The 20,030-nt window shown below is 72.5% G+C and carries 20 protein-coding genes and 1 tRNA gene; 9 read left to right on the forward strand and 12 right to left on the reverse strand.

Annotation, left to right across the window (positions count from 1 at the left end; all coding sequences use genetic code 11):
- The first annotated feature begins 108 nt into the window (after nucleotides 1-108).
- Genes J2X26_RS01165 through J2X26_RS01175 form a run of 3 tightly spaced genes read left to right on the forward strand, consistent with a single transcriptional unit; the run spans nucleotide 109 to nucleotide 2,210 of the window.
- A complete protein-coding gene (locus J2X26_RS01165) occupies nucleotides 109-972 on the forward strand; it encodes an alpha/beta fold hydrolase (protein ID WP_307489102.1) in 864 nt (287 codons plus the stop codon).
- Nucleotides 965-1,552 carry a TetR/AcrR family transcriptional regulator gene (locus J2X26_RS01170; protein WP_307489104.1) on the forward strand — a complete coding sequence of 196 codons (588 nt, stop codon included), beginning with the start codon at nucleotides 965-967 and terminating at the stop codon, nucleotides 1,550-1,552. Before J2X26_RS01165 ends, J2X26_RS01170 begins: the two co-directional genes overlap by 8 nt.
- A gap of 52 nt (nucleotides 1,553-1,604) precedes the next feature.
- Nucleotides 1,605-2,210, forward strand: coding sequence for a class I SAM-dependent methyltransferase (locus J2X26_RS01175; protein WP_307489106.1), 606 nt, complete (start codon nucleotides 1,605-1,607; stop codon nucleotides 2,208-2,210).
- A gap of 7 nt (nucleotides 2,211-2,217) precedes the next feature.
- On the opposite strand, the gene J2X26_RS01180 is transcribed toward J2X26_RS01175, so the two are convergent.
- From J2X26_RS01180 to J2X26_RS01190, 3 genes are all read right to left on the reverse strand, one after another.
- A complete protein-coding gene (locus J2X26_RS01180) occupies nucleotides 2,218-3,231 on the reverse strand; it encodes an acetylxylan esterase (protein ID WP_307489108.1) in 1,014 nt (337 codons plus the stop codon).
- 41 nt (nucleotides 3,232-3,272) lie between these two features.
- Nucleotides 3,273-4,658 (reverse strand): cystathionine beta-synthase, encoded by a 1,386-nt coding sequence (locus J2X26_RS01185; RefSeq protein WP_307489110.1) that lies wholly within the window; start codon nucleotides 4,656-4,658, stop codon nucleotides 3,273-3,275.
- Between the two features lie 105 nt (nucleotides 4,659-4,763).
- The gene (locus J2X26_RS01190; RefSeq protein ID WP_307489112.1) at nucleotides 4,764-5,588 is read right to left on the reverse strand and encodes a Bax inhibitor-1/YccA family protein; all 825 of its coding nucleotides are present in this window, start codon (nucleotides 5,586-5,588) and stop codon (nucleotides 4,764-4,766) included.
- Nucleotides 5,589-5,785: 197 nt separating this feature from the next.
- Here J2X26_RS01190 and J2X26_RS01195 point away from each other — a divergent pair, with 197 nt between their 5' ends.
- The 6 genes from J2X26_RS01195 (at nucleotide 5,786) to J2X26_RS01220 (ending at nucleotide 11,010) form a co-directional block, all read left to right on the forward strand.
- Nucleotides 5,786-6,763, forward strand: coding sequence for an ABC transporter ATP-binding protein (locus J2X26_RS01195; RefSeq protein WP_307489114.1), 978 nt, complete (start codon nucleotides 5,786-5,788; stop codon nucleotides 6,761-6,763).
- Entirely contained in the window at nucleotides 6,760-7,632 is an 873-nt protein-coding gene (locus J2X26_RS01200; RefSeq protein ID WP_307489116.1) for an ABC transporter permease subunit, read from the forward strand. Before J2X26_RS01195 ends, J2X26_RS01200 begins: the two co-directional genes overlap by 4 nt.
- A 152-nt stretch (nucleotides 7,633-7,784) precedes the next feature.
- Complete coding sequence (locus J2X26_RS01205) at nucleotides 7,785-8,645, forward strand: siderophore-interacting protein (RefSeq protein WP_307489118.1); 861 nt, start codon at nucleotides 7,785-7,787, stop codon at nucleotides 8,643-8,645.
- Between the two features lie 2 nt (nucleotides 8,646-8,647).
- Complete coding sequence (locus tag J2X26_RS01210; RefSeq protein ID WP_307489120.1) at nucleotides 8,648-9,076, forward strand: VOC family protein; 429 nt, start codon at nucleotides 8,648-8,650, stop codon at nucleotides 9,074-9,076.
- 107 nt (nucleotides 9,077-9,183) lie between these two features.
- The gene (locus tag J2X26_RS01215) at nucleotides 9,184-9,507 is read left to right on the forward strand and encodes a hypothetical protein (RefSeq protein ID WP_307489122.1); all 324 of its coding nucleotides are present in this window, start codon (nucleotides 9,184-9,186) and stop codon (nucleotides 9,505-9,507) included.
- Between the two features lie 138 nt (nucleotides 9,508-9,645).
- Nucleotides 9,646-11,010 (forward strand): family 43 glycosylhydrolase, encoded by a 1,365-nt coding sequence (locus J2X26_RS01220; protein WP_307489124.1) that lies wholly within the window; start codon nucleotides 9,646-9,648, stop codon nucleotides 11,008-11,010.
- 36 nt (nucleotides 11,011-11,046) lie between these two features.
- Here J2X26_RS01220 and J2X26_RS01225 read toward each other — a convergent pair.
- The 9 genes from J2X26_RS01225 to eno form a co-directional block, all read right to left on the reverse strand.
- A tRNA-Leu gene (locus J2X26_RS01225) sits at nucleotides 11,047-11,120 on the reverse strand.
- Nucleotides 11,121-11,195: 75 nt separating this feature from the next.
- Entirely contained in the window at nucleotides 11,196-12,692 is a 1,497-nt protein-coding gene (locus tag J2X26_RS01230) for an NAD(P)/FAD-dependent oxidoreductase (RefSeq protein WP_307489125.1), read from the reverse strand.
- A 70-nt stretch (nucleotides 12,693-12,762) separates the two neighbouring features.
- The gene (locus J2X26_RS01235; protein WP_307489126.1) at nucleotides 12,763-14,235 is read right to left on the reverse strand and encodes a GH1 family beta-glucosidase; all 1,473 of its coding nucleotides are present in this window, start codon (nucleotides 14,233-14,235) and stop codon (nucleotides 12,763-12,765) included.
- A gap of 96 nt (nucleotides 14,236-14,331) precedes the next feature.
- A complete protein-coding gene (locus J2X26_RS01240) occupies nucleotides 14,332-15,447 on the reverse strand; it encodes an HAAS signaling domain-containing protein (RefSeq protein WP_307489128.1) in 1,116 nt (371 codons plus the stop codon).
- Nucleotides 15,444-15,773 carry a PadR family transcriptional regulator gene (locus J2X26_RS01245; protein WP_055917522.1) on the reverse strand — a complete coding sequence of 110 codons (330 nt, stop codon included), beginning with the start codon at nucleotides 15,771-15,773 and terminating at the stop codon, nucleotides 15,444-15,446. The genes J2X26_RS01240 and J2X26_RS01245 overlap by 4 nt, the downstream gene beginning before the upstream one ends.
- Nucleotides 15,774-16,049: 276 nt before the next feature.
- Nucleotides 16,050-17,003, reverse strand: a complete 954-nt coding sequence (locus J2X26_RS01250) for a Ppx/GppA phosphatase family protein (protein WP_307489129.1) — start codon at nucleotides 17,001-17,003, stop codon at nucleotides 16,050-16,052.
- 274 nt (nucleotides 17,004-17,277) lie between these two features.
- Nucleotides 17,278-17,778: a DUF501 domain-containing protein gene (locus J2X26_RS01255; protein ID WP_307489131.1), complete on the reverse strand. Its 501-nt coding sequence runs from the start codon at nucleotides 17,776-17,778 to the stop codon at nucleotides 17,278-17,280.
- Nucleotides 17,779-17,806: 28 nt separating this feature from the next.
- On the reverse strand, nucleotides 17,807-18,541 hold the full coding sequence (locus J2X26_RS01260; RefSeq protein WP_307489134.1) for an FtsB family cell division protein: 735 nt from the start codon (nucleotides 18,539-18,541) through the stop codon (nucleotides 17,807-17,809).
- A 124-nt stretch (nucleotides 18,542-18,665) separates the two neighbouring features.
- On the reverse strand, nucleotides 18,666-19,946 hold the full coding sequence (eno, locus tag J2X26_RS01265; protein ID WP_307489135.1) for a phosphopyruvate hydratase: 1,281 nt from the start codon (nucleotides 19,944-19,946) through the stop codon (nucleotides 18,666-18,668).
- Between the last annotated feature and the right edge of the window lie 84 nt (nucleotides 19,947-20,030).

Consider the following 20,030-nt stretch of genomic DNA (forward strand, 5'->3'; position numbering starts at 1 on the left):
CGTACTCCTTCGGTGGATGACAGTGCGCGCACCATCTTGCCAACCCCGACCGACCGGCGCCGAACCGGGGGGTTGACGGAGTTGGCTAATGCCATTAGCTTTTCTCTCATGACACAGCACCTCAGCCGCCCCGAGGGGCGCATCGCCTACTCGCTCGACGGCCCCGCTGCCGGTCCGCTCGTCGTCCTCATCCCCGGCATGGGGGACCTGCGCAGCACCTGGCGCGAGCTCACCGGCCCGCTCGTCGAGGCCGGCCACCGCGTCGCCGTCATGGACCTGCGCGGCCACGGCGACTCCGACACCACGTTCGCCACGCACGGCGACGTCGTGACCGGCCAGGACGCGCTCGCGCTCGTCGAGCACCTGGGCGGCCCCGCGGTCCTCGTCGGCAACTCGATGGGCGCCGGCGCCGCCGCGTGGGCGGCCGCCGAGCGACCCGACCTCGTCGCGGGCCTCGTCCTGACCGGCCCGTTCCTGCGCGAGCGCCCGATGCCGGCGATCGCCGTCGCGGTCATGCACGGCCTCGAGCGAGTGCTGTTCTCCCGCCCCTGGGGTGCGGCGCTCTGGGCGTCGTACTACCGCGGGTACCTCAACCGCGGCACCAAGGCGCCGTGGCTCGACGAGCACGTCGCGGACCTGCGCGCCGCGATGAAGGACCCCGCCCACCTGCGTTCCTTCCGGCACCTCACCGTCCAGCTGACCCACGCGCCGGTCGAGGCGCGCGTCCCGGAGATCACGGCTCCGGCCGTCGCCTTCGTCGGCGCGATCGACCCCGACTTCACGGACCCCGCCGCGGAGGCCGAGTGGCTGCGCGGCGCGATCGACGCCGACGTGACCCTCATCCCGGACGTGGCGCACTACCCGCAGAACCAGGCGCCCGAAGTCGTCGTCCCCCGCACGCTGGCGTTCCTCGCGGACCTCCCCCGCGACGCGGCCGGCCGGTTCCAGGTCCGCGCGAGCGCGCGTGCCTAGGGCGGGACTCGACCGTGCCGCCGTCGTCGACCTGGCCCTCGCGGTCGTCGACGACGGAGGCACGACGGGCTTCGCGAACCTGACCCTCGCCGCCGTCGCGGCCCGGGCCGGCGTCGCGGTCCCCAGCCTCTACAAGCACGTCGCCGGGCTGCCCGCGCTGCGCCGCGAGGTCGCGCTGGTCTGCATCGAGGAGTACGCCGACGCCCTCCAGGCCGTCCGCGCGGACCACTCGGGCACCGACCTGGTCCCCGCCATGGCGCGGGCGATCCGGGACCTCGCCCGACGCTCCCCCGGCCGCTACCAGGCGGTCCAGGGAGCGGCGTGGGTGCACGACCCCGACGCGCACGCCGTCCGCGAGGCGAGCATCCGGGTGGTGGAGGGGATCGCCGACGCCGTCGCCGCGCTCGGTGTCCCGGACGATCGCCGGATCGACGCCGTCCGCGCCGTCCGCGCCGCGGTGCACGGGTTCGTCGTGCTCGAGCTCGACGGCGGCTTCGGCATGCCCGACGACGTCGACGCCAGCTTCGACTTCCTCGTCGCCGGGCTGGTCGGGGGGCTCGAACGCCTGAGCGTCCCCTAGCCCTGTGCACCCGGCCGGTCCGGTGCTGGGATGGGACACGGAGGTGGGGGCGATGAAGGGTGTCCGCACGGGATACGGCCTCGCGTACCGCGTGGGGTTCACGCCGTGGGAGCACTACGGGCGGATCGAGGCGTCGACCGTCGAGGCCCTGCTGGACCGTGAGGAGGCCGACCGGCCACAGCCGCCGGGTCGGGCGCTCGACCTCGGCTGCGGCCGCGGCCAGAAGACCCACGAGCTCGCCCGCAGGGGCTGGGACGCCGTCGGCATCGACACCGCGGTGCATGCCATCGAGGAGTCCGGCCGGGACGCTCCGTCCGGCGCGCGCTTCGTCGTGGGGGACGTGACGGCGCTCCCCACCGACCTGGGCACGTTCGACCTCTTCCTCGACGTCGGCTGCTTCCAGCACCTGGACCTTGCCGAGCGGACGGCGATGGGCCGCGGGGTCACCGCGCTCGCGAACCCGGGCGCGACGCTGCTGATGCTCGAGTTCGGGGCAACCCGCCTGCGCTCCTTCGTCGGCGGCGTGACCCGGGCGGAGATCCAGGCGGCCTTCGCAGGCTGGGACCTGCTCTCGGCCGAGCCCGCGAGCACCGCCGGGCTGGGGTGGCCGATGTCGAGGACGGCACCGCAGTGGTTCCGCCTCGGGCTGGCCGCCTGACGTCGCGTCAGACCCGCGCGACCCGCGACTCCGACGCGGCCAGCAGCGACCGCAGCCAGCGCAGCTGCCGGTCGAGCTGGTGGGCCTGCCCGCCCTCGTGCTGGTTGAACGCGTAGACCTCGATCTCCGTCTCCGGGTTCGCCGCCGACAGCCCCGCGTAGTGGTTGTACGCCGCGAACACCGTGGACGGCGGGCACGTCTGGTCCCGCAGCGCGACGGAGAACAGCGCGGGGGCCGAGGCCCGCCGCGCGAAGTGCACCCCGTCCAGGTACGACATCGTGCGCAGGACGGTCGCCTCCTGGTCTCGGTGCACGGCGAGGTACTGCACGAGCTCGCCGTACGGGAACGCGTCGGTGATGGCCAGCGCGCGCGGGTAGTGGCACAGGAACGGCACGTCCGGCATGACCGCGGCGAGCCCGTCGGCCAGCCCGGCGACCGCGAGCGCGAGGCCGCCGCCCTGGCTGATCCCCGCGACGGTGACCCGCGCGGGGTCGACGTCCGGCAGCGCCCGCACGGCGTCGACGGCGCGGACCGCGTCCGTGATGAGCCGCCGGTAGTAGTGCTCGTGCGGGTCGAGGATCCCGCGCGTCATCACCCCGGGCGACGCCGGCCCGGAGCCCGCCGGGTCGGGCGTGTGGCCGCCGTTGCCCCAGGTGGAGCCCTGCCCGCGCGTGTCCATCACCAGGTGCACGTACCCCGCGGCCGCCCAGGCGAGCCGCTCGTGCGCGAACCCGCGCCCGCCGCCGTACCCGATGAGCTCGACGACCGCGGGCAGGTCCCCGGTCGCGCCCGCGGGGCGGGTCACCCAGGCCTTGATCGGGTGCCCGCCGAACCCCGCGAAGGTCACGTCGAACGCGTCGATGACCGTCAGCCCGGAGTCGACCGGGGTCACGGTCAGCGCGAGGTCGAAGGTGCGCGCCTCCGCCAGGGTGGTGGCCCAGAACTCGTCGAAGTCCTCCGGCTCGTCCAGCACGGGCAGGTAGCGCTCGAGCTCGGGCAGGGGAAGGTCGAACAGGGCCATCGTGCTCCTTCGGACGGACAGCGTTTACCGACGACGAGAACCTACCGTGCGAGGAAGCCGAGCAGGTCGTGCCGGGTCAGCACGCCCACGGGCGACCCGTCGTCGACCACCATGAGCGCATCCGCCTTCTGCAGGGCGTCCCGAGCGGACTGCACGCTCTCCCCCGAGCCGATCAGCGGCAGCGGCGCGGACATGTGCCGGTCCACCCGGTCGGACAGCTCGGCGTCGCCCGAGAACACCGCGTCGAGCAGCTCGCGCTCGCTGACCGCACCGGCCACCTCGCCGATCTTCACGGGCGGCTCGGCGCCGACCACGGGCATCTGCGAGACGCCGTACTCGTGCAGGATCGAGATGGCGTCGCGGACGGTCTCGTTCGGGTGCGTGTGCACCAGGTCGGGCAGCTCGCCGGTCTTGGTGCGCAGCACGTCCGCCACGGTGGCGCCCTCGTCGGCGGCCAGGAACCCGTAGGACCGCATCCAGGAGTCGTTGAAGATCTTGGACAGGTAGCCGCGCCCGCTGTCGGGCAGGATCACCACGATCACCGCGCGCTCCGCGGCGGCCGGGTCCTCCTCCTGGAGCCGGCGCGCGTAGCGCAGGGTCGCCTCGACCGCCATGCCGCACGAGCCACCGACCAGCAGGCCCTCCTCGCGGGCGAGCCGCCGCGTCATCGCGAACGAGTCCGCGTCGGAGACCGCGATGATCTCGTCGGGCACGGTCGGGTCGTAGGCGGTCGGCCAGAAGTCCTCACCGACGCCCTCGACCAGGTACGGCCGCCCGTCGCCGCCGGAGTACACCGAGCCGGCGGGGTCGGCGCCGATCACGACCACCCGCCCGTCGGACACGTCGTGCAGGTACCGCCCGGTGCCGGTGATCGTGCCGCCCGTGCCGACGCCCGCGACCATGTGCGTGACACGGCCCTCGGTGTCGTCCCAGATCTCGGGGCCGGTCGTCTCGTAGTGGCTGGCCGGGCCGTTCACGTTGGCGTACTGGTTCGGCTTCCAGCCGCCCGGGATCTCCTTGGCCAGGCGGTCCGACACCGAGTAGTACGAGTTCGGGTGGTCCGGGGCGACGGCGGTCGGGGTCACGACGACCTCGGCACCGTAGGCGCGCAGCACGTCGCGCTTGTCCTGGCTGACCTTGTCGGGGCAGACGAACACGCAGCGGTAGCCCTTGCGCTGGGCGACGAGCGCGAGGCCGACGCCGGTGTTCCCGCTGGTCGGCTCCACGATCGTGCCGCCCGGCATGAGCTCGCCGCTCGCCTCCGCGGCCTCGATCATCTTCAGGGCGATGCGGTCCTTCACGGAGCCGCCGGGGTTCATGTACTCGACCTTGGCGAGGATCGTCGCCGTCAGGCCTGCCGTCACGGACGTGAGCTGGACCAGCGGGGTACCGCCGACGAGCTCCGAGATGTGCTTCGCATACTTCACGACTGACTGCTCCCATGGGTGGCGGGTTCGGGCAGACGCACGTCGGCCCGGGTGCGATTCGATCATCGCACCCGGGCCGACGTCAGTCAGATCAGCGGTCAGGCGTCAGTCGCCACGCAGGATGGCGAAGAGCCGCAGCAGCTCCAGGTACAGCCAGACCAGCGTCACGACGAGACCGAACGCCGCCGTCCACGCGAGCTTGGCCGGGACCCCGGCCTCGACGCCGCGCTTGATGGAGTCGAAGTCGACGATGAGCATCGCAGCCGCGAGCACGACCGCGATGAGACCGACGGCGACACCGATCCACCCCGCCCGCAGCGGGCCGTACCCGTCCCCGGTGTTCCCGAAGAGCATGAACACGACGTTGATCAGCGAGAACACCAGGTAGCCGACCATCGCGATGAGCAGGGTCCGCTGGAACTTCGGCGTGACGCGGACCTTGCCGGACTTGAACAGGACGAGCGAGACCGCGAACACCGAGAGCGTGGCGAGGACCGCCTGGCCGACGATGCCCTGGAACTGCGCCTCGTAGAACCTGCTGAGGCCACCGAGGAACACACCCTGGGCAGCGGCGTACAGCAGGATGAGCGGCGGGCTCGGCTCCTTCTTGAACGCGTTGACCAGGCCCAGCACGAGGCCGACGATCGCGCCGAAGATCCACAGCCCGGGCGCGAGCACCCACGTCGCCGCCCCGGTGACGACCAGCACGGCCAGCAGGCCGGCGGTCTTCATGATGACGTCGTCGTACGTCAGCCGTCCCGTGTCGCGGGTGGTCGCGGCGGGGGCGTCGTACATCTGGTCGAGCGTGGCGGCATCCGCCACCTGGGGGCCGGGGGTCCCGTAGGAGACCGTCGACGTCGGCGACTTCTGGCCCCGGCGCTGCACGGGGTCCTGGAAGACGGGACTGTTGTTGAAGACTGGATTGGCCATGGCGTCCTCCTGGACGGATCGGGCGCTGTCAGACGAGGCTGTCAGCGTAACGAACGCCGACGGGGGCGCGTTCGTTCCCACGTCTGGTGCGCCTCGGCCATTCGGTGGGGGCGGATCCCCCCTTGGTCCGATGTAAGGCCTTGCCGGACACCCCTAGGGTCGACACGGCTCCATTTCCCGACTGACGAGGAACAGTGATGATCGAGGCCCACGACCTCACGAAGAGATACGGCAGCAAGACGGCGGTGGACGGGATCTCGTTCACCGTGCAGCCCGGCCGGGTCACCGGCTTCCTGGGCCCCAACGGTGCCGGCAAGTCCACCACGATGCGCATGATCGTCGGCCTCGACCGGCCGACGCACGGCACCGTCACCGTCAACGGCCGCCCCTACGCCGAGCACCGCTCCCCGCTGACGCAGGTCGGCGCGCTGCTCGAGGCCAAGGCGGTCCACACCGGCCGTAGCGCGCGCAACCACCTGCGCGCCATCGCCGCGACGCACGGCATCGGGGACAAGCGCGTCAACGAGGTCATCTCGATGACCGGCCTGGACACCGTCGCCAAGCGGCGCGTCGGCGGCTTCTCGCTCGGCATGGGGCAGCGCCTCGGCATCGCGGCCGCCCTGGTGGGCGACCCGCAGACGCTGATCCTCGACGAGCCGGTCAACGGCCTCGACCCCGAGGGCGTCCTCTGGGTGCGCAACCTGGTCAAGTACCTGGCCGCCTCCGAGGGCCGCACGGTCTTCCTGTCCTCGCACCTGATGAGCGAGATGGCCGTGACCGCGGACCACCTCATCGTCATCGGGCGCGGCAAGATCATCGCCGACGGACCCGTCGACACCGTGATCTCCGAGGCCACCCGCGCCACCGTGCGCGTGCGGTCGCCGCAGGCCACGGACCTGGCGGCACGCCTGGCCGGTCCCGCCGTGACGGTGACGCCCGCCGAGGACGGGCTGCTCGAGGTGCACGGCGCCACGGCAGCCGAGGTCGGTGAGATCGCCGCCGCGTCGGGCATCGTGCTGCACGAGCTCACGCCGCTGCAGGGCTCCCTCGAGGACGCCTACATGACCCTGACGTCCGAGTCCGTCGAGTACCACTCGGCCGCGCTCCCCGGCGAGGAGTCCCGGCACGCCGGCGCCCACGCCGCTGCCACGACCACCGGAGAGGACGCCCGATGAGCACCGCCGTCGCCACCGAGCCCCACCGCCACGCCACCCCGCTCAGGGAGCAGAAGCTGGGCTTCGGCCACCTGCTGCGCGGTGAGTGGATCAAGTTCTGGTCGGTCCGCTCGACCACCTGGACCCTGTCGATCTTCCTGATCGCCACCGTCGGCCTGGTCGTCCTGATCAGCCTGGCCTTCGTCAACGTCCCCAGCCCGGAGGAGGGCGGCCCGCCCGAGGGCACCGCCGGCAACCCGCTGGACCCGTTGAGCATCGCGGTGACGCTCGCCCAGCTCGCCGTCGCGGTGCTGGGAGCGCTCACCATCACCAGCGAGTACAGCACCGGCATGATCCGGTCCAGCCTGACCGCCGTGCCCAAGCGTCTGCCGATGCTCTGGTCCAAGGCGATCGTGCTGGTCGTCTCGGTGTTCGCCGTCGCGGTCGTCGCGGTCGCGCTGGCCATGACGCTGCAGTGGGTGTTCTTCGACAGCCAGGGCTTCTCGGTCGACGCGACGGACCCGGAGATCATCCGGCCCCTCCTCGGCACCGCTGTGTACCTCGCGACGATCGCGCTGTTCTCCTACTCCCTGGGCGCGCTCATGCGTCACTCGGCGGCAGCGCTCGCCACGGTCCTCGGCGTCCTGCTGGTGGCCCCGATCCTGTTCAGCGCCATCCCGTGGAAGCCGCTGCAGCAGGCGTTCCCGTTCCTCCCGGGCGTGGCGGGCCAGCAGTTCACGCAGACCACCGAGCAGCTCGAGGCGGCCGCCGCGTCCAGCGGCCCCGACGTCGTCGACCTGACGGCGTGGGCGGGCTACGGCGTGCTGATCGCCTGGATCGTGCTCATCCTCGGCGTGGCCGCCGTGCTGCTGAAGCGGCGCGACGCCTGACCTGAGGCACAGCGAAGGGGACGGCCGGGTCCGGACCGTCCCCTTCGTCGATCCCAGACGACCTCGCCGAGGGCCTCCTCGGGCACGCCCTCGACCGCGCGGGCGACTAGCGTGGGCCGCCGCACCGACCGCTCCCTCGACGAAGGACCTCGATGACCGACGCACCGGCCCGTCCCCGCCCCGCACCGCTCGTCGGACAGGTGGTCCGGACCGAGCGGCTCGCGGAGACGATGGTCCGGGTGGTCGTCGGCGGCCCCGGCCTGGCCGCGTTCGAGCCGTCGCCGCACGCGGACTCCTACGTCAAGGTCGTCTTCCTGCCGGCTGGCACGGACCGCCCGCTGCGCGCGGACGGCCGCCTCGACCTCGACGCGGTTCGCGCGAGCCTGCCGCCCGAGCAGCAGCCTCGCCAGCGCTCCTACACCGTCCGCGCCTGGGACCCGGTCGCGCGCGAGCTCACGCTCGACTTCGTCGTGCACGGCGACGAGGGGATCGCGGGACCGTGGTCGGCGTCGGCGCAGCCCGGTGCCGAGGTCCTGCTGGTGGGCCCCGGCGGCGCGTGGTCACCCGACCCCGACGCGGCGTCGTACCTGTTCGCCGGCGACGCCAGCGCGCTGCCCGCGATAGCGGTCGCCCTCGAGCGGCTCCCCGCCGACGCCGTCGGGCACGCGGTGATCGAGGTGCACGGTCCCGAGGACGAGATCCCGCTCGCCTCCCCCGCCGGGGTGCAGGTCCTGTGGGTGCACCAGGGCGTCGCGGTGGCCGGCCTGGCCCTCGTCGACACCGTCGTCGCGCTCCCCGACCTGGCCGCGCCCGTCAGCGCGTTCGTGCACGGCGAGGCCGGTGTGGTGCGGGAGCTGCGCCGGCACGTCCGCGTGGACCGCGGCATCTCCCGGGAGCAGCTGTCGGTGTCCGGCTACTGGCGGCTGGGCGCCGACGACGAGGGCTGGCGTGCCACCAAGCGCGACTGGCTCGCCACGATCGAGGAGTCCGAGACGGCGGAAGGGCTCGACTGACGATGTGGAGCGTAACGTTCGACTGTGCGAGCCCGGCGGTGATGGCCCGGTTCTGGGGTCCGGCACTGGGCTACGTCACTCCGCCCCCGCCCGACGGGTTCGCGACCTGGGAGGCCTGGGCCCGTCACCACGAGGTGCCCGACGACGAGCTGGACGACGGCGCCTACCTGGCGGACCCCGCCGGGGTGCTGCCGTCGCTCTCCTTCCTCAAGGTCCCCGAGGGCAAGGTGGTCAAGAACCGGCTGCACCTCGACCTCAAGGTGTCCGGCGGGCGATCGGTGCCGCAGGACGAGCGTGAGGCCCTGATCCGCGCCACTGTCGACCGGCTGACTGCCGCAGGCGCCGCCGTGCTCGCCGAGCACCCTGGGCGAGACGGGCTCGACCACGTCGTGCTGGCGGACCCCGAGGGCAACGAGTTCTGCGTGGTCTGACCCCAGGGGTCCCTGACGACCGCTCTGGGGGGCTCCCCCGAGGCGACGGGCTGAGCCGGGAGGCGACGGTGGCTGCTCGAGCCGGTCGTCTGCAGGGGGTGGGGGTCATGCCGACCTCCACTGTGCTCCTGACCGAGGGCATCGGGTTCGTGGCGTCCGTCGTCTCGCTCGTCCTGTGGTGGCCGCAGGCCGCGCGCGTGTGGCGGCACCGGCACGACGGCGGTCAGCTCGGTGGCGTGTCGATCTCGACCCAGGTGCTGCTCCTGGTCAACGCCGCTCTGTGGGGTGCGTACGCGGTGGTCACCGGATCGTTCTGGGTCGGCGCCCCGGGCATGGTCAACGTGCCGCTCGCGCTGGTGACGATCGCGCTGCTGCGCCGGGCGCGCGGCTCCGGAGCACGGGTAAGCGCTGCCCCGAAAGCCCGCGCCTAACCGCTTCACGTCTTGCCGTGGCTTTCGGGAGGCGCGATGTTAGCGCTCACACGGCCTCTCGACGGCGCCGTGCGTCCGTGCGGGTGCGCCGCGCTCCCGGGGGACGAGCCGTCACGACGACGTCACGGAGGAACCACCATGACCCGAGCACGAACCCGCAGACGGTTCGCCGCCCTCACAGCGGTTGCGAGCCTGGTCGCCGGGGTGACCCTCACGACCCTCGCGCCAGCCGCGCAGGCTGCGGCACCACCGCTGGTGTCCGCGCAGTCGGGGCGGTGTCTGGACGTCAACGGGAACGACGCCACGCCGGGCGCCGGCATCCAGATCTGGGACTGCAACGGCGTCGCGGGGCAGGGCTGGACGCTCACGTCGTCCGGCGAGCTGCGCACGTTCGACGGCACCCGCTGCCTCGACGCGCTCAACTGGGGCACGACCGCCGGCACCAAGCTCATCTCGTGGAGCTGCACCGGCGGCGCCAACCAGCGATTCGCCTGGGGCGCGAACGGCTCGCTGGTCCACCAGCAGTCCAAGCTGTGCGTCGACGTGACCAGTTCGCGCACCGCCAACGGCACCCCCGTCGCGCTCTGGACCTGCAACGGTCGCGACAACCAGCGCTGGTCGGTGCCGTCGTCCTACCCCGGCCCCGGGAACATCACCGGCGCCACCTGGGCCCACGACCCGACCGTCGTGAAGCGTCCCGACGGCTCGTACCTCGTCGCGACGACGGGCCGCGGCATCCCGCTCAAGACGTCGTCGGACCGCACGGCGTGGAGCGACGTCGGCGCCGCGTTCCCGAACGGCACCCCGTGGACGGCGAGCTACACCACCGGTGACCTGTGGGCGCCGGACCTGTCGTACCGCAACGGCCAGTACTACCTGTACTACTCGGCCTCGACGTTCGGCAGCATGAACTCGGCGATCTTCCTGGCCACCAGCCCGAGCGGGAACGCCGGCACGTGGACCAACCGTGGGCTGGTGGTGAGCACCACGAGCTCCAGCAACTACAACGCGATCGACCCCGACCTCGTCGTCGACGAGCAGGGCCGGTGGTACCTGAGCTTCGGGTCGTTCTGGTCGGGGATCAAGGTCATCGCGATCGACCCGACGACCGGGCTGCGCTCGGGGAGCTCGTTGACGTCGGTCGCGACGCGCAGCGCGGGCATCGAGGCGCCGGACGTCTACTTCCACGGCGGCTACTACTACCTGTTCGTCTCGTTCGACGCGTGCTGCAAGGGCGCGGCAAGCACGTACCGGATCGCGGTCGGGCGCTCGACCTCGGTGACCGGGCCGTACGTGGACCGCAACGGCACCGCGATGACGAGCGGGGGCGGCACGCAGATCCTCGCGGGGCACGGATCCATCCACGGGCCGGGGCACTCCGCGACCCTGGCCGACGGGGACGGGACCATCCTCTTCTACCACTACTACACCGACGCAGGGGATGCGCGGCTCGGCATCAACCGGCTGAGCTGGGACTCGGCGGGCTGGCCGGTCGTCAGCTGACCATCAGGGGCCCAGGGGCGCCGACCGGCGAGAACGTGCCCCCGCCGGGGTTCGAACCCGGACTGTGCCGGGTTTAAGCCGGCTGCCTCTGCCAGTTGGGCTACGGGGGCTGCGGGCCATCCTGCCAGCCACCCAACACGCGAGCCCCCGACCCGCGTGGGGTCGAGGGCTCGCGTCGGGACTGGTCAGGCGGTCTTCGCGCCCCTGGCTGCCTTCTTGGCGGCAGGCGACCCCGGCTCCGCCTTCGACGCGGGCAGCGCGGGATCGGCCTCGCCCGGCTCGACGGCGCGCGGCTTGGCCGGCACCGACGCGGCACGGAACTCGGCGCGCGGGTCGTGCAGGCTGCCCAGCGCGACGACCTCACGGCGCAGCAGCAGCGCACCGGTCCAGCCGGCCGCGATGCGGATCTTGCGGTTCCAGGTGGGCATGGCAGCCACGTGGTACGTGCGGTGCAGGACCCACGCGAGGAAGCCACGCACCTTGATGCGGCCGAACATCTGCGCGACGCCCTTGTACATCCCGAGCGACGCGACGGCGCCGATGTTCTTGTGCTTGTACTCGGTCACCTCGGCCGACCGCAGGACCCGCGCCAGGTTGTCGCCCAGGTGGTTCCCCTCGCGCAGCGCGTGCTGGGCGTTCGGGGGGCAGAACTGCCCCGGGTTGTACAGGTCCGGGACCGCCGCGCAGTCACCGGCGGCGTACGCGTCGGCCACGACCGTGCCCTCGGCGTCGATGATCTGGAGGGCCGCGTTGCAGGTGACCCGACCCATCTTGTCCAGCGGCAGGTCCGAGTCCTGCAGGACCGGGTTGGCCTTCACGCCGGCGGTCCAGACGATGGTCTCGGCGTCGAACTCCATCTTGTTCGAGAGCACCACGTGACCGTCGACGCAGCTGTTCAGGAAGGTGGACAGGTGGATCTCGATCTGCCGCTTGCGCAGCTGCTCGAGGGTGTACCCGCCGAGCTCCTCGCTGACCTCGGGCAGGATGCGCGGCGAGCCCTCGACCAGGACGAAGCGCAGCTCCTCCTGCTCGATGGCCTTGTAGTACTTCACCGCGGCGCGGGCCATGTCCTCGACCTCGCCGAGCGCCTCGATGCCGGCGAACCCGCCGCCCACGAAGACGAACGTGAGCATGCGCTTGCGCAGCTCCGGGTCCCAGGTGCTGGCCGCGAGGTCGATCCGGTTGAGCACGTGGTTGCGGACCGCGATGGCCTCTTCGACGTTCTTGAAGCCGATGCCCTGCTCCGCGAGCCCGGGGATGGGCAGCGTGCGGGCGACCGAGCCGAGGCCGACGACCAGGTGGTCGTAGGTGATCCAGTATGGGTCGCCCTCCTCGGGCGTGATCTGGACCGTGCGGCCGGCGTGGTTGATCTCGCTGACCTTGCCCTGCAGCACGTCCACGCCCTTGAGGGCGCGGCGGTGCGGGGCGACGATGTTGCGGGGGTCGATGGACCCGGCCGCGGCCTCGGGCAGGAACGGCGCGTACGTCATGTACGGGCGGGGGTCGACGACGACGATGGCCGCCTCCCGCTTGCCGAGCCGCTTGCGCAGCCGGCGCGCCGTGTACAGGCCGACCGTGCCGCCGCCGAGGATCACGACACGTGGCACCTTGCGCGGCTTGCCCGGACGGGCCGCCGCAACCGTGCTGGTCGTGGTGGCGACATCGGAGACAGGGGTAGGCATGCCTCAACGGTAACGGCGCAGGGGGGTGAATGCCCCACGGGAAGCCGGTGATCATGCGCACAGTGGGAACTCAGGAACGCGTCACCGCGTTCGCGCGGACCACCGACGAGTACCACTCCGCGCTCGCCTTGGGCGTCCGCTCCTGGGTCTCGAAGTCCACGTGCACCAGCCCCCAGCGCTGGCTCATCCCCTCGGCCCACTCGAAGTTGTCCAGCAGCGACCACGCGTAGTAGCCGACGAGCCGGACCCCGTCGTCGATCGCCCGCGCGGCCTGCTGCAGGTGGGCGCGCAGGAACTCCAGCCGCTCCGGGTCGTCGGTGGTGCCCTCGGACGTCGGGTCCGGGATGCCGTTCTCCGTGATGACGAGCGGGGGTGCGCCCGGGTAGTCGATGAGCAGGTCCATCAGCAGGTCGTACAGGCCCTCGGGATGCACCTGCTGCCACACCGCGGTCGACGTCGGGTACACCTCGACCTGGTTGCCCAGCTCGTCGACCCCGGTCACGCCGTAGTACTGCACGGCCAGCACGTCCAGGGGTGCGCTGATGACCTCGAGGTCACCGTCCAGGACGAGCTCCTGGAACGCATCGGCGTCCGCCGGCAGCTGCCCCGGCTCGGACCCGATCGCGTCCGACGGGTAGCGCCCCAGCAGGACCGGGTCGAGGAACATCCGGTTCTCGACCGCGTCGGTGTGCACCGCTGCCGGGTCCGCCTCGCGGCTCGTCGGGTAGACGGGCAGCAGGTTCAGCGCGATGCCGATCTCCCCCGCGGCGCCGCTCGCCCGGAACGCCTCGACCGCCCGGCCGTGCCCCAGCAGCTGGTGATGGATCGCGGCGGCGGCCTGGTCGACGTCGCTGATCCCGGGGGCGTGCGCCCCCCACCGGTACCCGACGTAGGCGGTCGTCTTGGGCTCGTTGATCGTCAGCCACGTGGCGTCGACGTCCCGCAGCGCCTCGAACATGATCGCCGCGTACTCCCCGAACCGGTCCGCCGTCTCGCGCACCGCCCAGCCGCCGGCGTCCTGCAGCGGCTGCGGGAGGTCCCAGTGGTAGAGCGTGATCGCGGGGTGGATCCCCCGCGCCAGCAGCCCGTCAACCAGCCGCCGGTAGAAGTCGACCCCGGCCTGGTTGACGTCGCCGGAGCCCGTCGGCTGGATGCGCGGCCACGCCACCGAGAACCGGTAGGCGGCCAGCCCGAGGTCCGCGATCAGGTCGAGGTCCGACTCCCACAGTCGGTAGTGGTCGGCCGCCGGGTCGCCCGTCGACCCGTCGTGGATCCGCCCCGGCGTCGCCGCGAAGGTGTCCCAGATCGACGGCCCGCGCCCGTCCGCCGTCGTCGAGCCCTCGACCTGGAACGCCGACGTCGCCGCGCCCCACACGAACCCCGCGGGGAACTGCATGGGGTCGGCGGGCGGCTGCCACCCGTGCGCTGTGGGCGTCGGCGTCGCGGTCACCGTCCCGTCGGACGTGCAGGCCGCGAGCACTCCGGCGACCGAGACGCCGGCACCCAGCTGCAGGACCGTGCGGCGGTTCAGCTGAGCGGGCATGCCTCTCCTCGTCGAGTGGTGGGAGCGTTCCCACCGCCCATTCTCGCAGCCCGAGCCCGTCGGCGGCACCCGTTTCGGGGGTGCCGCCGACGCGGGTCACGGCGTGCTGGTCGGCGACGGCGACGGGGCCGGGCCGTCCGCGCCGATGGCTGCCTCCGGGGGATCGTCGAGCGCCGGCGCCTTCGCGAACGGCCACGGCGGTGTCGCCGCGCTGGATCCCGCCGGCAGCACCTGCAGACCCTCGTCGTCGTAGGTGAACTCGGACGTCGGCGCACCCTGCAGCGGGTAGACGTTCCAGCGGGCGCGATTGTCCGAGTCCACGCGGCTCACGAACGACCACGGCTCCGTGGCCTCGGGGAACCAGTACTGGTCGAAGCCGTTGTCGAACGTCGTGCGCACCGGACGGCCACGGTCGTCGTAGACCTGCACGTCGGTCAGCGGGTTGCCGTCCGCGTCGTAGACGAACAGGTTGCTCACCTGGATGCCGTCCACGACGACCCCGTCGACCGCCTTGTCCTGGATGATCGTCTGGGTGTCGAAGCCACCGAGGTTGCCCGCCTGATAGGCGTCGTAGATGCGGTCGCGGTCGTCGAGCTGGTCCTGCACCGATCCCAGCAGCGGCAGCACCGCGACGACGGCCACGGCGTTGGCGGTCAGCGCGACCCACGCCACCCGGCGCGACTGGAACCACGCCCCGCGGCCCCACTGCACGCTCAGGACCACGCAGCCCACCAGCACCAGGAGCGCCGCGAGGTTCCGTGGGAGCCACCCCGACACCCCGGCCATCATCGCGACCAGCTGGTAGGCGACCCACCCGCGCAGCAGCCACCAGACCGGCCGCAGGGCGACCAGGAAGGCCTCGACGGGGGCCCACCACGTCAGCGCCCGCAGCCGCCGCAGGACCCAGCGACCGAACCGGCGGCTGTCGTCCACCGGGTCGCTCAACCGCACCCGTCGCCCGGGAGCCGTCGCCGGCGCCAGCCCCGCCGCAGCCCGCAGCTCCGCGGCGTAGTCCTCGGGCGGCCCGAACTGCTCCAGCACCCCGCGACCGTGCGCCACGTGCCGCTCGTCGTCCAGCGCCTCCGCCAGGTCGGCCTCGAGGTCGTCGGTGAGGTCGTCGACCTGCTCCGGCCCCAGGTCAGCGAGGCCACGACGGACCGCCGCGGCGTACCCGGCGACGTCCAGCGCGTCGGTGGTGTCCAGCACGCTCATCGCACGACCTCCGTCTTGAGCAGGCGGCCCATGGTGCCTGCGAACTCCTGCCAGTCCTTGCGCTGCGCCTCGAGCATCGCCCGGCCCTGCGCGTTGATCCCGTAGTACTTGCGGTGCGGCCCCTCGTCGCTGGGCACCACGTACGACGTCAGGGCTCCCGACGAGTACAGGCGCCGCAGCGTCCCGTACACCGACGCGTCCCCGACCTCCTCGATGCCCGCGGCGCGCAGCCGGCGGACGACGTCGTACCCGTACCCGTCCTCGTCGGAGACGACGGCGAGCACCGCCAGGTCGAGCACGCCCTTGAGCAGCTGTGTGGTGTCCATGGGTCCTCCGGGGTTCGCGCCCGGCGGCGCCGACCGCCCAGCGGGGCGACCGACGGCACCGGGCCGGCGAGCTGGTGCGGGAACCCCCTCCGGTTCCCGCAGGCGAGACGCTATTACACATTGCGCACTACCGTCCAGACCGCGACAGGGCGTGTCGCCACGCACCACCCACAACGTCCGAGCACGTGGCTGCCGGAGCGCTCACTTCCTCGGACGTCCGCAGATTCGGTCGTCAGGACGCTCGAACGTGCGGACGTTGCGGTGGATCGGGGCTGGTCAGCGGGTGGCGATGCTCCAGGCGATGCCGTCGAGGATGTCGTGCTCCGACGTGACCACCTCGGTCAGCTGCCCGCCCGCCGCGGCGACCTCGTCGCGGACCCGACGGACGACGTCCGCCCAGACCAGCGCGCCGGCGCCGATGACGTCGACACGGCCGGGATGCATGAAGCCCAGCGCGGCCCGGTCCTCGCGGGACCGGCCCAGGAGGTCGTCGCATGCGGCGAGGACGACGTCGACCGGCAGGACCGACCCGTCGATGACATCGGCGTCGTACGCGGGCAGCCCCAGCCCGTGGGCGGTCACCGTGGTGACGGTCCCGGCGAGGCCGACGAGCGTGACGGTCTTGCCGAGCGGGACGACGGCCGACGCCGTGTCCAGCGCCGCGGCGACGTCGGCGTGCGCTGCGGCGATCTCGGCGGCGGTCGGTGGGTCGCTGCGCAGGTGCCGCTCGGTCATCCGCACGCAGCCGACGTCCATCGAGAACGCCGCCTCGGGAGTCGTCGTGCCCAGCACCAGCTCCGTCGAGCCGCCGCCGAGGTCGACCACGAGGAACGGTCCCGGGTGCGCCGCGCCGAGCACGCCGGTGGCTCCGCGGAACGAGAGCTCGGCTTCCTCCTGCCCGGCGACGACCTCGGGCTCGACGCCCAGCGCGGCACGCACGCCGTCGACGAAGTCCGCCCGGTTCTCCGCGTCGCGCGATGCCGACGTGGCGACGAACCGGATCGCCTCGACCCCGAGCTCCGAGCAGATGTCGTTGTACCGGCGGGCGGCGTCCAGGGTCCGCGCGAGCGCCTCGGGAGCGATCCGACCGGTCCGGTCCACCCCCTGTCCCAGCCGCACGACCTCCATCCGCCGGTCGAGGTCCACCAACGTCCCGGCGTCCGGATCGACGTCGGCGACGAGCAGTCGGATCGAGTTGGTCCCGCAGTCGATGGCAGCCACACGAGTCACGCGCCCCATCCTCGCATCGGACCACCCGCCCCACCGGCAACGTCCGAGGACATGGCTGCTCCAGCGCGCAGATGCTCGGACGTCCGCGGATGGAGTCGTCCGGACGCGCGATCGTGCGGACGTTGCCGCAGAGATCAGGTGATGTCCGCAGGATCGGTCGTCGGGGCGCTCGATCGTGCGGACGTCCGAGCGGGTACGCGCTCCAGCGCCTAGTAGCTCGGCCGTCGTGGATCAGGAGGCGCAACGTCGGGCGTTGCGGGCTGCGGAGCGGCGGTCAGCAGGTGCAGCGGTCCGGGCGCCACTCGTCGCGGATCAAAGTCAGGGCCTCGTCGCCGATCGGGTTGACGCCGGGGCCTGCCGCGAGGGCGTGCCCGACCAGGACGTGCAGGCACTTGACGCGGGTCGGCATGCCACCGGCCGAGATGCCCGCGATCTCCTCGACGTGCCCGAGCGCCTCGCGGTCCACCAGGTAGGCCTCGTGCGCGCGGCGGTACGCGGCGGCCAGCTCCTCGTCCTCGGCGAGCCTGGCGGTCAGCTCCTTCATCAGCCCGCCGGCCTCGAGCGTGCTCACGGCGGCGACCGCCGGCGGGCAGGTGAGGTAGTAGGTCGTCGGGAAAGGGGTGCCGTCGTCCAGCCGCGGGGCGGTGCGGACCACGAGCGGACGACCGCAGACGCACCGGGCCGCGATCCCGACGACGCCACGCGGCGGCCGGCCGAGCTGCTCGGTGAGCACGGCGATGTCGTGGTCGGTCACGTCGTCGAAGGAGGGAGCCACAGGTCGATCCGTTCGTGCAGGGGTCCGGTCAGCCGCCGGCGGGCGGCGCGGGCGTCCCATTGTCGCCCGGCGTCGCCGCATCCTCCGCACCGGGTACGGGCGTCTCGCCGGCGACCTCGACCGACTCCCACACGTTCGCGTACCAGGGCAGCGTCGAGCCGGAGTCCAGGACCGTCGCGGGGCCGTCGGCGGCGGGCGCGGTGTCGGGGATCGTCTCGGGGTCGACGACGCGGAACGCCTTCTCGCCCGGCAGCACGAACGAGAGCCGCTCCCGCGCCTGCGCGGTCACGTACGCGGGGTCGTCCCAGCGCCGCAGGTCCGCCTCGAGGTCGTCGTTGCGCTCGCGTGCCGCCTCGACCTGCGCCCGGAGCTGGTCCACCTCGACGCGCTGCGCCAGGTACGAGTGCAGCGTCGGGTACACCAGGACGAACGCCAGCAACAGCACGCAGGAGAACACCATCGCGCGGACGGTGAAGAGCCGCGGCACCCGCAGCTGCACGCGCTCGGCGCGCGGCGTCCCCCGGGGCGGGGTCGGCGTCCCGCGGGTGGCGGGCCGGGTGGCGGACGGGCGTGACGACGACGGCTTGGGCGACGACGAGGGGGTGGGACCGACGCGTGGCGTCGCCCCGGAGCGCGGTGCCGACGGACGGCTGCCGGCACTCCCGCGCGGCACCCCGGCGGCGGGGGTGGGCGTCCCGGACCGCGGTGCCGCCGCACGCCGACCCGGGGCGCTCGGGGACGCCGGGCGTCGGGGGGCAGACATGGCGTCGATTCTGCCCCGGACCGCCCCGACCTGGCCGGATATCGCACGCCGTGGCGCGCCGGAGCAGTTCTGGGTACGCCGGAGGCCGGCCACCCGCGGGTGACCGGCCTCCGAAGGTCGTGCGTCAGGCCGTGAACCGCGGGAAGGCGGAGCGACCGGCGTAGCGCGCGGCGTCGTCCAGCTCCTCCTCGATGCGGAGCAGCTGGTTGTACTTGTTGATGCGCTCGCCGCGGGCGGGGGCACCGGTCTTGATCTGGCCGGCGTTCGTGGCCACCGACAGGTCGGCGATGGTGGTGTCCTCGGTCTCGCCGGAGCGGTGCGAGGTCATCGTCGTGAAGCCGCTGCGCTGGGCCAGCTCGACGGCGTCGAACGTCTCCGTCAGCGTGCCGATCTGGTTGAGCTTGACCAGCAGCGAGTTGGCGGCCTTGAGCTCGATGCCCTTGCGCAGGCGCTCGGGGTTGGTGACGAACAGGTCGTCGCCGACGATCTGGACCTTGTCGCCGATGGTGGCGACCAGGTGGGACCAGCCCTCCCACTCGTCCTCGGACAGCGGGTCCTCGATGGAGACCAGCGGGTAGTCCTTCACCAGCTGCTCGTAGTAGGCCGACATCTCCTCGTTCGTCAGGGCCTTGCCCTCGAACTGGTAGGCGCCGTCCTTGAAGAACTCCGTCGCGGCGACGTCGAGGGCGAGGCCCAGGTCGACGCCCGGCGTGAAGCCGGCCTTCTCGATGGCGATGAGGATGAGGTCGAGCGCCTCGCGGTTGCTGCCCAGGCTCGGGGCGAAGCCGCCCTCGTCGCCGAGACCCGTCGACAGGCCCTTGCTCTTCAGCACGGACTTCAGCGAGTGGTAGACCTCGACGCCGGTACGCAGCGCCTCGCGGTACGTGGCGGCACCGATGGGGGCGACCATGAACTCCTGGATGTCGACGTTGGAGTCGGCGTGCGACCCACCGTTGAGGATGTTCATCATCGGGACCGGCAGCACGTGCGCGTTCGGGCCGCCGAGGTAGCGGAACAGCGGCAGGTCGGCGGAGTCGGCGGCGGCCTTGGCGACGGCGAGCGAGACGCCGAGGATCGCGTTGGCGCCGAGCTTGCCCTTGTTGGGGGTGCCGTCGAGGTCGATCAGCGCACCGTCGATCAGGCGCTGCTCGGTGGCCTCGAAGCCGATGAGCTCGGGGGCGATCTCGTCGATGACCGCGCTGACGGCCTCCTCGACGCCCTTGCCCAGGTAACGGGCGGAGTCGCCGTCACGGCGCTCGACGGCCTCGAACGCGCCGGTCGACGCGCCCGAGGGCACTGCGGCGCGGGCGATGGTGCCGTCGTCGAGTGCGACCTCGACCTCGACTGTGGGGTTGCCGCGCGAGTCCAGGATCTCGCGGGCGCCGACGGCCTCGATGCTGGCCATGGGTGCTCCTTTGGAAGCGGGTGGGTTTACGACCTCACCCTAGTGACTTCCCCAGCCGGCCGTACCGGGCCCTTCGACCTGTGG

The sequence above is a fragment of the Cellulomonas humilata genome (assembly GCF_030814415.1).
GTDB classification, from domain to species: domain Bacteria; phylum Actinomycetota; class Actinomycetes; order Actinomycetales; family Cellulomonadaceae; genus Cellulomonas; species Cellulomonas humilata_A.

What these genes read in the sequence shown, in the direction of transcription:
- J2X26_RS01165 (WP_307489102.1), top strand. Translation starts at nt 109, where the DNA reads ATGACACAGCACCTCAGCCGCCCCGAGGGGCGCATCGCCTACTCGCTC.
- J2X26_RS01175 (WP_307489106.1), top strand. Translation starts at nt 1,605, where the DNA reads ATGAAGGGTGTCCGCACGGGATACGGCCTCGCGTACCGCGTGGGGTTC.
- J2X26_RS01180 (WP_307489108.1), bottom strand. Translation starts at nt 3,231, where the DNA reads ATGGCCCTGTTCGACCTTCCCCTGCCCGAGCTCGAGCGCTACCTGCCC.
- J2X26_RS01190 (WP_307489112.1), bottom strand. Translation starts at nt 5,588, where the DNA reads ATGGCCAATCCAGTCTTCAACAACAGTCCCGTCTTCCAGGACCCCGTG.
- J2X26_RS01195 (WP_307489114.1), top strand. Translation starts at nt 5,786, where the DNA reads ATGATCGAGGCCCACGACCTCACGAAGAGATACGGCAGCAAGACGGCG.
- J2X26_RS01200 (WP_307489116.1), top strand. Translation starts at nt 6,760, where the DNA reads ATGAGCACCGCCGTCGCCACCGAGCCCCACCGCCACGCCACCCCGCTC.
- J2X26_RS01205 (WP_307489118.1), top strand. Translation starts at nt 7,785, where the DNA reads ATGACCGACGCACCGGCCCGTCCCCGCCCCGCACCGCTCGTCGGACAG.
- J2X26_RS01210 (WP_307489120.1), top strand. Translation starts at nt 8,648, where the DNA reads ATGTGGAGCGTAACGTTCGACTGTGCGAGCCCGGCGGTGATGGCCCGG.
- J2X26_RS01215 (WP_307489122.1), top strand. Translation starts at nt 9,184, where the DNA reads ATGCCGACCTCCACTGTGCTCCTGACCGAGGGCATCGGGTTCGTGGCG.
- J2X26_RS01220 (WP_307489124.1), top strand. Translation starts at nt 9,646, where the DNA reads ATGACCCGAGCACGAACCCGCAGACGGTTCGCCGCCCTCACAGCGGTT.
- J2X26_RS01230 (WP_307489125.1), bottom strand. Translation starts at nt 12,692, where the DNA reads ATGCCTACCCCTGTCTCCGATGTCGCCACCACGACCAGCACGGTTGCG.
- J2X26_RS01235 (WP_307489126.1), bottom strand. Translation starts at nt 14,235, where the DNA reads ATGCCCGCTCAGCTGAACCGCCGCACGGTCCTGCAGCTGGGTGCCGGC.
- J2X26_RS01240 (WP_307489128.1), bottom strand. Translation starts at nt 15,447, where the DNA reads ATGAGCGTGCTGGACACCACCGACGCGCTGGACGTCGCCGGGTACGCC.
- J2X26_RS01245 (WP_055917522.1), bottom strand. Translation starts at nt 15,773, where the DNA reads ATGGACACCACACAGCTGCTCAAGGGCGTGCTCGACCTGGCGGTGCTC.
- J2X26_RS01260 (WP_307489134.1), bottom strand. Translation starts at nt 18,541, where the DNA reads ATGTCTGCCCCCCGACGCCCGGCGTCCCCGAGCGCCCCGGGTCGGCGT.
- eno (WP_307489135.1), bottom strand. Translation starts at nt 19,946, where the DNA reads ATGGCCAGCATCGAGGCCGTCGGCGCCCGCGAGATCCTGGACTCGCGC.